This window comes from Kitasatospora sp. NPDC006697 (genome assembly GCF_042869935.1).
Taxonomy (GTDB): Bacteria; Actinomycetota; Actinomycetes; order Streptomycetales; family Streptomycetaceae; genus Kitasatospora.
On the sequence record NZ_JBIAGU010000017.1, the window covers coordinates 164,115 to 176,449 of the forward strand.

9 protein-coding genes are annotated in these 12,335 nt (G+C 70.3%); 3 read left to right on the plus strand and 6 right to left on the minus strand.

Annotated features, from left to right (window positions below; all coding sequences use genetic code 11):
• Positions 1 to 27: 27 nt before the first annotated feature.
• The 5 genes from ACFYNO_RS23840 to ACFYNO_RS23860 all read right to left on the minus strand — a co-directional run bounded on the left by ACFYNO_RS23840 (position 28) and on the right by ACFYNO_RS23860 (position 5,614).
• A complete protein-coding gene (locus ACFYNO_RS23840; protein WP_388015861.1) occupies positions 28 to 375 on the minus strand; it encodes an L-rhamnose mutarotase in 348 nt (115 codons plus the stop codon).
• Positions 372 to 2,348, minus strand: coding sequence for a hypothetical protein (locus ACFYNO_RS23845; RefSeq protein ID WP_388015864.1), 1,977 nt, complete (start codon positions 2,346 to 2,348; stop codon positions 372 to 374). Before ACFYNO_RS23845 ends, ACFYNO_RS23840 begins: the two co-directional genes overlap by 4 nt.
• Before the next feature lie 35 nt (positions 2,349 to 2,383).
• On the minus strand, positions 2,384 to 3,226 hold the full coding sequence (locus tag ACFYNO_RS23850) for a carbohydrate ABC transporter permease (protein WP_388015930.1): 843 nt from the start codon (positions 3,224 to 3,226) through the stop codon (positions 2,384 to 2,386).
• Positions 3,227 to 3,347: 121 nt separating this feature from the next.
• Complete coding sequence (locus tag ACFYNO_RS23855; protein ID WP_388015867.1) at positions 3,348 to 4,256, minus strand: carbohydrate ABC transporter permease; 909 nt, start codon at positions 4,254 to 4,256, stop codon at positions 3,348 to 3,350.
• On the minus strand, positions 4,253 to 5,614 hold the full coding sequence (locus ACFYNO_RS23860) for an ABC transporter substrate-binding protein (protein WP_388015870.1): 1,362 nt from the start codon (positions 5,612 to 5,614) through the stop codon (positions 4,253 to 4,255). Before ACFYNO_RS23860 ends, ACFYNO_RS23855 begins: the two co-directional genes overlap by 4 nt.
• Positions 5,615 to 5,980: 366 nt before the next feature.
• On the opposite strand from ACFYNO_RS23860, the gene ACFYNO_RS23865 reads away from it, so the two are divergent.
• Complete coding sequence (locus tag ACFYNO_RS23865; RefSeq protein ID WP_388015873.1) at positions 5,981 to 6,778, plus strand: FadR/GntR family transcriptional regulator; 798 nt, start codon at positions 5,981 to 5,983, stop codon at positions 6,776 to 6,778.
• 342 nt (positions 6,779 to 7,120) lie between these two features.
• Here ACFYNO_RS23865 and ACFYNO_RS23870 read toward each other — a convergent pair whose 3' ends face one another.
• Complete coding sequence (locus tag ACFYNO_RS23870; RefSeq protein WP_388015876.1) at positions 7,121 to 8,593, minus strand: arabinofuranosidase catalytic domain-containing protein; 1,473 nt, start codon at positions 8,591 to 8,593, stop codon at positions 7,121 to 7,123.
• Positions 8,594 to 9,000: 407 nt separating this feature from the next.
• On the opposite strand from ACFYNO_RS23870, the gene ACFYNO_RS23875 reads away from it, so the two are divergent.
• Positions 9,001 to 10,560: an alpha-L-arabinofuranosidase B gene (locus ACFYNO_RS23875; RefSeq protein ID WP_388015879.1), complete on the plus strand. Its 1,560-nt coding sequence runs from the start codon at positions 9,001 to 9,003 to the stop codon at positions 10,558 to 10,560.
• Between the two features lie 149 nt (positions 10,561 to 10,709).
• Positions 10,710 to 12,266 carry an alpha-L-arabinofuranosidase B gene (locus ACFYNO_RS23880; protein WP_388015882.1) on the plus strand — a complete coding sequence of 519 codons (1,557 nt, stop codon included), beginning with the start codon at positions 10,710 to 10,712 and terminating at the stop codon, positions 12,264 to 12,266.
• Positions 12,267 to 12,335: the final 69 nt, after the last annotated feature.

Genomic DNA, 12,335 nt, shown 5'->3' on the forward strand with positions numbered 1-12,335 from the left:
CGGGTGGGGTTGTCTGGAGTGGACCGGTCAGCCGGCGACGTGCTCGTCGGACTCGCCCAGGTGCCAGATCTCGGTGAGTTCCGTCCACTGGCGGGAGTCGCCCCGGTCGGGCCAGGGCTCCTGGCAGGGGTCGGTGAGCTTCCACCACTGCTGGGTCTCCGGGTCGGCCTCCAGCGCCGCGATGTCGGCCTCGAAGTCCTCGCCGTGGTACTCGAAGTAGGCGAACAGCACGTCACCGTGGAGGAAGATGCTGTAGTTGCGGATCCGCGCCCGGCGCAGGGCCGCCTCGACTCCGGGCCAGACGGCGGAGTGGAGTTCGAGGTACTGCTCGCGGTGCTCGGGGCGGAGCCTGATGGTCTGGCCGAAGCGCTTCATGCGACGGTCTCCTCCGGGGTGTCGAACGGCGAGCGGTAGCTGGGGGTGCGCGTGCGGACTTCGAGCCGGAGCGTCATCCGGATGCGGGTGGACGCGGGCAGCCGGACCGACAGGAACGCGTCGCCGCAGGCCGTCTCGGCTTCGCCGACCACCGGCTCGGTGTGGCCGTAGTCGTACATGTCGCCGATCCAGCCCTCGTCCGCACAGGTGGTGTACCGGACCGAGGCGATGGTGTGCTCGGCGAGGGCGCCGGCCTGGACGACCACCGTGCGCTCCGCCTCCGGCGAGAGGTTCACCAGTTCGACGGTGGTCGCCGCCGGGTCGATGGAGGTGACCAGCGCGGCCACGTCCCGCGGCAGCCCCGCACGGCGGGCCTCGGCGTCGTGGTAGCGCAGCCGGGCCTGCTGGAGGCCGCCGCCGTACAGCACCTGGGGGCCGCCCCAGGTCAGTTGGACCAGGGCCTCGGTGGCCACCGGGTTGCACTGCTGCCACACGTGGATGTCGGCCTCCTCGACCTCGAGGTCGCGGTAGCGGTCGATCCGGCGCAGGCGGTGGCGGACCTGGGCCTGGGCGGCGGCGAGGATCCGCTCGGGGTAGCCGGGGTCGTCACCGGCGAGGAACGCGAACCAGGCCTTCTCGTGCCCGGACTCCTCCTTGGCCCGGAACGACCGGACGGTGCTCCAGTCGAGCCCGTCCGCGGCGCGCAGCTTCTCGAGCCGGGTGCGGTCGGCCACGGAACCGGTGTGGTGCCACAGCGCCATGGGCACCGGCAGGGTGACCGGGTTGTAGTCGAACCAGCCCGAGTCGTTGCGGCGGAACGGAAGGTGCGGCGTCGGTGTGTCGACGTCCGAGGCGAGTTCGACCACCCACTTGGACTTCAGGCTGGAGTCCGCCTCGGTGAAGGGCATCACCTTGCTGCGGGAGATGAGGGCGTCGAGCGAGGTCCCGACCATGGAGAGGTAGTCCTCCTCCCCGGTGGCCAGGGCCGCGGCGAGCGCCGCCACGCAGGCCGCGTGGCCCACGCTGTGCCAGCCGTGCGGCCAGGACCAGCCGTAGTGGCCGCCGTACCAGCGGCCCTCCAGCAGGCCGCCGACCACGCCGTCCGGGCCGACGTTGTCCGGGATCAGGCCGCCGTTCGCCTCGGTGCGCTCCCGCCAGGCGCCGACGTACTCCACGATCCAGTCGCGGTAGCGCTGCTCACCGGACAGGATCCAGGCGTTGAGCACCAGGCCGGCCGCCGCGAGGTTGACCGCCGTGTCGCCGACGCCCATCCGCTCGCGCATCTGCGCGCCCAGCCGCGGGTCTGCGTCGAGCGGGAACGGGCCGTCCGCCGCCTCGGGCAGCCACTCGAGCGGGTAGCCGTAGGTGTCGGCCTCCTTCTGCAGCCACGGGTAGACCTCGCCGTCGGACAGGCCCCGCCGGTCCGGGTCGCTGCCGTTGTGCGGGCGGGTGATCATGCGGTGCGCGGGGTCGTAGTTGCCGTGCGCCGGGTCGACGAACAGCTCGGCGAACCGCAGCGCGCGCTCGGACCAGCGCTCGGGATCGGCCATGCACAGGAAGTAGAGCAGCAGCAGGCTCTCGCCCTGGTGGAACCAGTCGTAGCCGCGCTCGTACTCGTCCTTGAGCATGCCCAGCTCGGTGAGGTGGCGGGTCACCCCCTCCCAGTGCTTCTCGCTGGCGGCCAGCAGGTCGTCGGCGCCGCCGAGGAGGTAGAGCTGGGGCCAGTTGAAGAAGACCTCGTAGAAGTCGTCGACGCCGTCACGGGTGGTCAGCCGGCCGCTGTAGTTCAGCCGGCCGTCGGGGCCGGTGAAGTCGCGGGCGAACCGGCGCCAGCCGTGGTCGAGCAGGTCGAACAGCGAGCGCTGCGCCACCGCCCAGCCGGGCGGTTCGAGCAGCGGCACGCCTGCCCGGATCTCGGCCGCCGGCGCTGTCGCGTCCGCGCCCGGGGAGTGGTCGGTGGAGTTGGGGGACATGGGGAGGTTCTCCGATCGGGAGGACGGTGCGAGCGTCATTCCTTGGTGGCGCCGGCGAGCATCCCGCTGACCAGGAAGCGCTGGGCGAAGAGGAAGACCACCAGGACCGGCGTGATGGCCACGAGCGTCGCGAGTGCCAGCTGCGGGCGCTCGATCGCGAGCGAGCCGACGGTCGGGTTGAACTGCGGCACGCTGCTGAGCAGCGTGCCGACGCCCACCTGGATCGGCATCTGGTCGCTCTCGGGCAGCATCACGTAGGGCAGGAAGTAGTTGGTCCAGTTGGCGACGAAACTGAAGAAGCCCACCAGCGCGATGACCGGTGTCGCCAGCGGCAGCGCGATGTGGCGGAAGACCCCGAACTCGGAGCAGCCGTCGATCCGCGCGGCCGCCAGCAGGTCCTTGGGCACGGCGGTGCTGAAGTAGATGTACGTCAGGTACACGCCGAACGGGTAGAACGAGTAGGGCAGGATGATCGACCACATCGTGCCGATCAGGTGCGCCGCGTTGACCTCCAGGAAGAGCGGCACCACCAGCGTGGCGCTCGGCATCAGCATCACGACCAGGGTGGCGACCAGCAGGGTCTTCCGGCCGCGGAACTCGGTCATGGCCAGCGCGTACCCCGCGGGCACCGACACGCAGAGCGTGATGGCCAGTGAGATGGCGGCGTAGAGCGCGGAGTTGCCCAGCCAGAGCAGGATCGCGCCGTCCTGGAACCCGCTCAGCGCGTGCCAGTTGTCCGCGAGCGTGCCCCAGGAGCCGAAGGAGAGCGGGTTGTCGTTGACCAGTTGCTGGTCGGTCTTGGTCGCCGCGAGGAGGAGCCAGAGCACCGGCAGGACGAAGAACAGCACGAACACCGCCAGGACCGAACCGACCAGCAGCCGGTACGAGGTCCGGCGCACGGGCCGGTGGGTCCGCCGCGGCGTCCGGTGCGGTGCTCGGGTCATGGCGCTTGCTTCCCGTCCGGTGCGTGGCGTGGCGGCCACGGGGTCGGTTGGTGTCTCAGTCGGCATCGAAGAACCTCGAACGTGCGATGAAGACGCCGGCCACCGACACGCTGACGACCAGGAGCTCCATGGAGACCGCGGCGGCGCCGTTGATGTTGTTCATCTGGAAGGCGAAGTCGTAGGTCAGCTGGTTGAGCGAGTAGTCCCGGCCGGCCTCGCCCACACTGGCCATGGAGAGCAGTTGCGGCTCGACGAAGAGCTGGGCGCCGCCCGCGAAGGCGAGGATCACCATGTAGACGATCCACTTGCGGAGCATGGGGATCTGCACGTGCCAGGCGGTCTGCCAGGCGCTCGCGCCGTCGATCCGGGCGGCTTCCAGGACGTCACTCGGAATGTTGTTGAGCGCCCCGTACATGACGACGATCCAGCCGCCGGCCCCGGTCCAGAACGCGATGATGGTGAACAGCACCGGCAGGTTGCCGGGCGCGACGACCTGGCCGAAGGTGTGGAACCCGAGCGCGCCGAGCAGCGAACTGACCGGGCTCACCGTCGGGTCGAGCATGAACAGCCAGACCAGCACGCTCGCGGCACCCGCCAGCGCCCCGGGGATGTAGTAGAGGAAGCGGAGCGCCTGGCTGGCCCAACCGGAGGAGACCCGGTGCAGCAGCAGCGCCAGCCCCACCACGAACACGACCAGTGAGAGCAGCCAGAACAGCAGGTAGAGCGCGACGTGGCCGATCGCGTCGACGAACCGGAAGTCCTGCGCCGTGCTGACGAAGTTGCTGAAGCCCGAGAACGAGCCGCCCCCGTCGGTGAAGGCGAAGTAGATCGCGTAGCCGATCGGGAGAACGCCGAAGGCGACCAGCAGGAGCACGTAGCCGGCGACGAAGGCCGGCCCGGCCCAGCTCCGGCCGACGCCGCGGGGGCGTCGGCCGGAGCCAGCCGCAGAGACGGTGGTGCTCACTGCGAGACCTTGTATCCGAGCGACTCGGCGTGCTTGACGATCGAGTCCTGCCAGGCCGGCAGCAGGGAGACGATGCTCTGGCCCTGGGTCATGCCCGGCTTGACCGTGGCGGCCCAGACCGCCTCCTGGCTGAACTGGCCCGAGCCCCAGTCCGGCCACACCTGGGAGGAGGCGTCGCCGAGGGCGCCGAGGTCCCCGGCGAAGTACCCGGAGGCGGCCTGGGCCTTCAGCCAGTTCTCGGCGGCGGGCGCGTACGCCGGGAAGCCCGGGGCCTTCTCGCCCTGGTAGGCGTTGTCGGTGGTGACCCACTTCAGGAAGTCGGTGGCCGCCTTGAGGTGGGCGGAGTGCTGGGACAGCAGCCAGGTGCCTCCGCCGACGTTGCCGACGCTCGGCGCCGGGTCGCCCTGCCACTGCGGCATCGGAGCCACGCTGATCGTCTTCTCCGGGACCTTCAGGGTGTCGTGGAACACCGCGCCGCCGTACCACGCCGGGCCGGGCATCAGCAGGACCTTGTCCTTCTCGTTCTTGGCGAAGTCGGTGCTGAAGACGCCGCTGGTGGACATGGACTTGTTCTTGACCAGCGTGTCCATCAGCTGGGCCATCTTGATGCACTCCGGACCGCCGGTGTTCACGGAGACGGCCTTGGGCCCGGTGATGTGGTTGGCCCCGCACTTGCCCGCCCAGAAGTAGATCTCCGGGGTGAAGGAGTCGCCGGCGTCGCCCACCAGGTAGCCCGGGTGCTCGGCGGCCACCTTCGCACCGAGCGCCTGGTACTCCTCCCAGGTCTTCGGGACGGTGTAGCCGAACTGCTGCATCAGCGGGGCGTTGTACCAGAGCACCGTCTGCGAGAGGTCGTTGCGCAGGCAGTAGACGGTGCCGTTGACCGTACAGACGTCGTTGGCGCCCTTGGCGAACCCCGACAGGGTCTCGGCCGGGATCAGGCCCTTGTCGAGCGGTGCGGCGAAGCCCGCGTCGACCGCCCAGGACGTCTCGTTGTTCTGCGAGCTGAAGACGAGGTCCGGCCAGCCCTTGCCGGTCCGGTTGAAGAGCTGGACCTTGGTCTGCAGGTAGTTCGACCCGTTGGCGTCACCGTCATAGCTGACGATGTTCATCTTCACCTCGGGGTGCAGCGCCTGGTACTGCTTGGCGGCGGCCAGCCGGGTCGCGTCGACCCAGACCGTCACCGCGCCGTCGGTCTGCGCCACCTGGGCGAAGCCGTCCTTGGTGGTCTTGCCGGCGGAGCTGCCGCCGCAGGCGGCCACGGTCATTGCCAGCGTGGCCGCGCAGGCGGCCAGCAGCACCGCTCGTCTCTTGCTGGGCACTGCCTTCTCGCCGGCCAGCGGCTTGTTGACGGTCATGAGCGACTCCACTGCAGAGGCCCCGACCGGGGTCGGGAAGTGGGGGGTGGGGCGACGCCTGACCGTCCCGGTCGGGCGTCGGGTGGTGCCGAGGACTGCTGTTCCGCTGCCCTCGGGCATAAATTAGCCGCCCTATCGAGGGCATCGTCAAGAGCCTGAACATATCCAATCTGATTCTTTTGCCGCCGAAAGCCGACCCCCGCAGCACAGTTACGTGATTTCTATGGCGATTTGTCCCATTCTGCTGCCTGCCAGGACATCGATAGGTGGTCCCATATGAGTAGGACTCATTGATGTACTGCGCTATGCTGTGCTCGCTCGAAGGCGATCAGCCGCGCACGCGCCAGTCATCCGGAGGCAGGACAGATGAACGACACGCCCACGACCGAAGCCGCCGTGCCTGCGCGGGCTTCTGCTGCTGCCGCAGCGGTGAACGGCTCGGCCGAGGAGCGTCGGGACTACCGGCCCGGGTACGAGATCGTGTCGGAGCAGATCCTCGAGTACATCGCCGAGCGGAACCTGGCACCGGGCGACCGGCTGCCCACCGAGCACGATCTGGCCCAGACCCTCCACACCAGCAGGGCGGTGGTGCGGGAGGCCGTGAAGATCCTCTCGGCGCTCGGCCGGGTCCGGGCGCACAAGGGGCGCGGCCTGTTCGTCGCCGACGACGAGGGCATGCTCATCACCAGCCGCTGGGGCGGCTTCTTCCGTCCCGTCGACCTCGATCACGTCCTGATGCTCTTCGAGTTCCGCAAGGTCCAGGAGACGGCCGCCGCCAGTCTCGCGGCCACCCGGGCGACACCGGCCGAGCTGCGCACCATCGAGCTCGCCATGCAGCAGTGCCGGCACGGGATGGAGCACAGCCAGGTCAACGTGTTCAACCAGGCCGACGACGACTTCCACACGGCCGTGGCCACCGCCTCGCACAACGCCTTCCTGCTCAGCTCCGTGCGCGACGCCCGCCGCCTGCAGCGGCAGTCCAGCGCCATCGGCATCCACGACGTCCTCGGCGAGGCCGCCAAGGCCGCGGTCGAGGAGCACGAGGCGATCTACCGGGCCATCCGCGACGGCCGCCCCGAGGAGGCGGCCGCGGCCACGGTCGTGCACCTCGACCGGACACTCGAGGACTACCGGCGGGAGATCCAGCGCCGCCTGTTCGGCTGAGGGACGCCGGAGGTGGAGCCGGCGGGCGGTACCGCGGCCTCCGCCTCCACGCTGGTGACCAGTGGCGGACCGCCCCAACAGGTGTGGGGGGGGGGGGGGGGGGGGGGGGGCGCCCCCCCCCCCCGCGCCCCCCCCCCCGGGGGGCCCGGGGGGGGGGCCGGGGGGGCCGAAGGAGGGGGTGGGGGGGGGGGGGGGGTTGGGGGGCGCGGGGGGGGGGCCCCGCGCCCCCCCCCCCCCGGGGGGCCCCCGGGGGCGCCCCCCCCCCCGGGGGGGGGGGGGGCCCGGGGGCCGGCCCCCCCCCCACACCTGCTTGTCCTGCCCGGAGCGGGCAAGGCTATCCGGTCATCCGAGGTTCCACTGCTGGTTGGCGGCTCCGTTGCAGTTCCAGAGCTCGACCAGGGTCCCGTCGGCGGTGGCCCCTCCGGTCACGTCCAGGCAGAGCCCGGACTGCACGCCGGTGATGGTGCCGTCGGAGTTGAACTGCCACTGCTGGTTGCTCGCCCCGTCGCAGGGCCAGATGATCACCTTGGTGCCGGCGCTGGTGCCCCCGCCGTTGGCGTCCAGGCAGTCCGTCGTGCCGCTGTTGGTGACGGTCAGCTGGTTCGAGGGGGTGCGGGTCCAGGTCTGGTTGGTCTGACCGTTGCAGCCCCAGATCTGCAGCTGCGTGCCACCGGTCGTGCTGGCGCCCGGGGCGTCCAGGCACTTGCCCGCGCCGTCCGCGTGCACGGCCCCGATGGCGTTGCCACCGCCGCTGCCGGGAGCGTATCCGGCGCCGTTGATGTTGGCCTGCACGGCGTTCTCGGTGGCGTCGGACGGGTAGCCCTGCGTCATCGCCCCCTCGTAGAAGGTGCCGGCCGCGCCGTTGCTGTTGTCGCCGCCGATGCCCAGGAGGATCGCGCCTTCCTTGTGCATCGGGTTGTAGCCCGTGGGGCGCGGTCCGCTGAACAGGGTGGACAGGCCTCCCGACTGGGCGTCACCGCCGCGCAGCGCCCACTGGTTCGACCCGCCCTTGAGCATCGCGGTGGTGAAGCGGTGGTTGACGACCGGGTCGCCGGGGTTCGGGCTGTTGGTCTGGGAGCCGGAGAACAGGCCGTTCTCCTGGTCGGCCATGATCCACGGGCCGTTGCCGGCGCCGGTGTCCCAGTACTTGGCATTGCCGAAGTAGATGGCCTCCATGGTGCCGTTGCCGTCGTCGTGGTTGGTGGTCTCGGCGTTGCCGTAGTCGAAGCAGCACTGGTTGTTGTAGTGCGTGCCGTCCACGATGCCGTACATACCCTCCGGACTGTCCCCGGTGGCGACGCCGTTGGTGGTGTCGTCGCGGTACCCGACACCGGCGGAGATGAACACGCCGTACGCCTTGTGCCCGCCGATGGTGACCGGCGCCGAGGTGGCGTCGGCGGGATTGTCCGGGGTCGCCACCTCTCCACCGCCCGGAGCCGGGGTCAGGTTGTTGCCCCGCCCGGACTGGTCGTAGATCACCGTGATCACACAGCTCGTGCCGGCGCAGAACGCGTCCTGCGCGGCGCCGTTGGCGACCCCGCCCGCGGAGAGCAGACCGATGTTGGCGCTCGCCCCGTCCGAGGACCGCCGCACCTGGTACAGCGGACCGTTGTACGACCCGTACAGCGCACGCGTCGTGGAGTGCGCCGCGACACAGGGCGTGCCGCCGGCCTGGTAGATGTCACACGGACCCTGCGATGCGGCGTGCGCCGCACCCGTCGAGGCCGCGGTGCCGACGAACGCGCCCAGGACGACCATGATCCCAGCGCCGAGGCTGCCGAGTTTCCGTCGGCCCCTCACTGCGGTTGCCTTCATGCCGCTCTCCCTGCTCTGCATTGAGCACGTCACTGTTAGCGCTAACAAACCCCGGCGCGGCCCCGCTCCAGACGGGAGGGCGGAGGGGAGGATGTTTCGCTGAGATTTCGGTGTGAGACGTTGCCCGACCGTCCGTGGACTGTCAAGAGGGCGACACTCCACGGCGGATGGCCCCCGAGTGCCGTGTGCTGCCCGCCGGCGACATCGGCCCTGTTGATGTGTGCGTTAACAATTTGCCCGTGCGCGACGCCTTGACGGTGCTTCAACATGTAGTCATAGTGATGCCGTTGCGGCGCCCGTGGCCTTCCATTCCGCCTTTGCGTGCCCCCGCTCCTTCCCGTTCCTGAGATTGTTAGCGCTAACAATCGTCGGGCTCCTCGCTCCCCCACCCCCGAAGGAGTTCGTCCATGACCGTACATTCCTGGCTGCGCCGCGCCCGGCGGACGCTGTTGGCGGCGGGCGCGACCGCCGTGCTCGCCGTCGGCCTGCTCGCCGGCACGGCCACCCCCTCGCAGGCCGCCGCCCAGGAGCCCTGCGACATCTACGCCGCCGGCGGCACGCCGTGCGTCGCGGCGCACAGCACCACTCGCGCGCTGTTCGCCGCCTACGGCGGCCCGCTCTACCAGGTGCAGCGCAGCTCGGACAGCGCGGTGCGGGACATCGCGCCGCTGTCCACCGGAGGCGTCGCCGACGCCGCGGCGCAGGACGCCTTCTGCGCGGGCACCAGCTGCACCATCACCCGCCTGTACGACCAGACCGGCGGCGGCAACACCCTGGTCTACCAGGGCCCCGGCGGGACCGGCGGCGCCGACGCGGCGGCCGCCGCGAGCACCGAAGCGGTGACCGTGGCGGGCCAGAAGGCCTACGCGCTGTACATCAACCCCGGCAACAGCTACTTCGCCTACAACTCCACCGGGGGCGTGCCGACCGGCAGTTCACCCGAGGGCGAGTACATGGTCACCAGCGGCACGCACGCCAACGGCGGCTGCTGCTTCGACTACGGAAACACCGAGACCGACCACCACGCCGACGGCAACGGCGCCATGGACGCGATCAACTTCAGCACGGAGTGCTGGTTCGGCGGCTGCACCGGACCCGGCCCCTGGGTGCAGGCGGACATCGAGAACGGCCTGTTCACCGGCGGCAGCAAGGCGTTCAACCCGAAGCAGGTCTCGGAGACCAGCCGCTTCGTCACGGCGATGCTGAAGAACAACGGAACCACCCAGATGGCGCTGCAGGGCGGCAACGCCCAGTCCGGGGGCCTGACCCAGTTCTACAGCGGCGCACTGCCCACCGGCTACGACCCGATGCACAAGCAGGGCGCCGTCATCCTCGGCAGCGGCGGCGACTGCTGCCAGACCAACCACAACGCCAGCGCGGGCACCTTCTACGAGGGCGCCATGGTCAAGGGCTACCCGTCCGACGCCACCGACGCCGCGGTCCAGGCCAACATCGCGGCCGCGGGCTACAGCACCTCCACCGGCACCCCGTCGCTGACGCCCGGCTCCCGGGTCTCGCTGCGGGCGACCACCGCCTGCTGCACCTCGGACTACCTGCGCCACGACGACTCCGACTCCAAGGTCGTCATCTCCCCCATCACAGCGTCGAGTTCGGCCACGGACAAGGGTGACGCCAGCTGGCTCGTCCGTCCCGGACTGGCCGACAGCAGCTGCCTCTCCTTCGAGTCGGCCAACGCACCCGGCAGCTACCTCCGGCACTTCGCGTTCGAGCTGTATCTCAACCCCGACGACGGGACCAGCCAGTTCGCCGCCGACGCGACCTTCTGCCCGAAGGCAGGAAACGCCGGCACCGGCTACTCCCTCCAATCCTTCAACTACCCGGCCAAGTACCTCCGCCACTACGGCCTCACCGCCTACATCGCGAGCGACGGCGGTACCAACGCCTGGGACACCACCTCGCTGTGGGCCCAGGACACCAGCTGGCTCGCCACCGCCCCCTGGAGCTGACGAGCAGCCCCTCTCCCGACTCCGGTGCGCAGGACAGCCGCCTCCGCACCGGACCCGAAGGCGTCGACGCGATCCGTGCCACGCGCACGGCCGGGCAGCCGGCGTTCGTCGATGCTCCCACCCCACCCCGCTCCATGAAGGAGTCCTCCATGTCCGTGCCCCCGTGGATCCGCCGCGCCAGGCGCGCGCTGCTGGCGGCCGGTACCACCGCCGTGCTCGCCGCCGGCCTGCTCACCGCCACGGCCACCACCTCGCAGGCCGCCACCCAGGGCCCCTGTGACCTCTACGCCGCGGGCGGCACCCCCTGCGTCGCCGCCCACAGCACCACCCGGGCCCTCTACGGCGGCTACAACGGCCCGCTGTACCAGCTCAAGCGCGCCTCCGACAGCACGACCAAGGACATCGGCCTGCTGAGCACCGGCGGATACGCCGACGCCGCCGCCCAGGACTCCTTCTGCGCGAACACCAGCTGCGTCATCACCGTCATCTACGACCAGTCCGGCAAGGGCAACAACCTCACCCAGGCACCCGCGGGCGGAGCCGCGAGCGGGCCGGACAACCTCGCCAACGCCTTCGAGGCGCCGGTCACCGTCGGCGGCCACGAGGCGTACGGCGTCTACGTCGCCCCCGGCACCGGCTACCGCAACGACACCACCCACGGCATCGCCACCGGCGACCAGGCGGAGGGCGAGTACGCGATCTTCGACGGCACCCACTTCGACAACGGCTGCTGCTTCGACTACGGCAACGCCGAGACCAACAACCACGACACCGGAAACGGCCACATGGAGGCCATCTACTTCGGCACCGAGAACCACTGGGGCACCGGCAGCGGCACCGGCCCCTGGATCATGGCCGACCTGGAGAACGGCCTGTTCTCCGGTGTCAACCAGCACCTCAACGCGGGCGACCCCACCGTCACCAACCGGTTCCAGACCGCCATCGTCAAGGGCGGCCAGAACCAGTGGGCCATCCGCGGCGGCAACGCCCAGTCGGGCGGCCTCTCCACCTACTACAGCGGCGTGCGCCCCAACGTCTCGGGCTACAACCCGATGCACAAGGAAGGGGCGATCATCCTGGGCATCGGCGGTGACAACAGCAAGGGCTCCGCGGGCACCTTCTACGAAGGCGTCATGACCTCGGGCTACCCCTCGGACGCCACCGAGGACGCCGTCCAGGCCAACATCACCGCCGCCGGCTACACCAGCGGCTCGACCAGCACCGGCGCGCTGAAGCCCGGCTCCCGCGTCTCCCTGCAGGCCACCACCGCCCCCTGCTGCACCTCGGACTACCTCCGCCACGACGACGCCGACAACAAGGTCGTCATCTCCGACATCAACTCCTCCAGCCCGGCCACCGCCAAGGCCGACGCCAGCTGGATCGTCCGCGCCGGCCTGGCCAACACCTCCTGCCTGACCTTCGAGTCGGCCAACAACCCCGGCCAGTACCTGCACCACTACAACTACGAGCTCTACCTGAGCGCCGACACCGGCTCCGGCACCTTCGCGCAGGACGCCACCTTCTGCCCCACCCCGGGCAACAGCGGGCAGGGAATCTCCTTCCAGTCCGCCAACTACCCGACGAAGTACCTGCGCCACTACAACTTCACCGTCTACATCGCCAGTAACGGCGGATCGAACGCCTGGGACAGCAAGACCAGTTGGGCCGCCGATACCAGTTGGTCGGCCGACCAGCCCTGGGGCTGAGCCCGGCGGGGCACCACAACCGCACCACAACGGCGCCCCGGCCGCGTCACCGCTACGCCGGCGGTGACG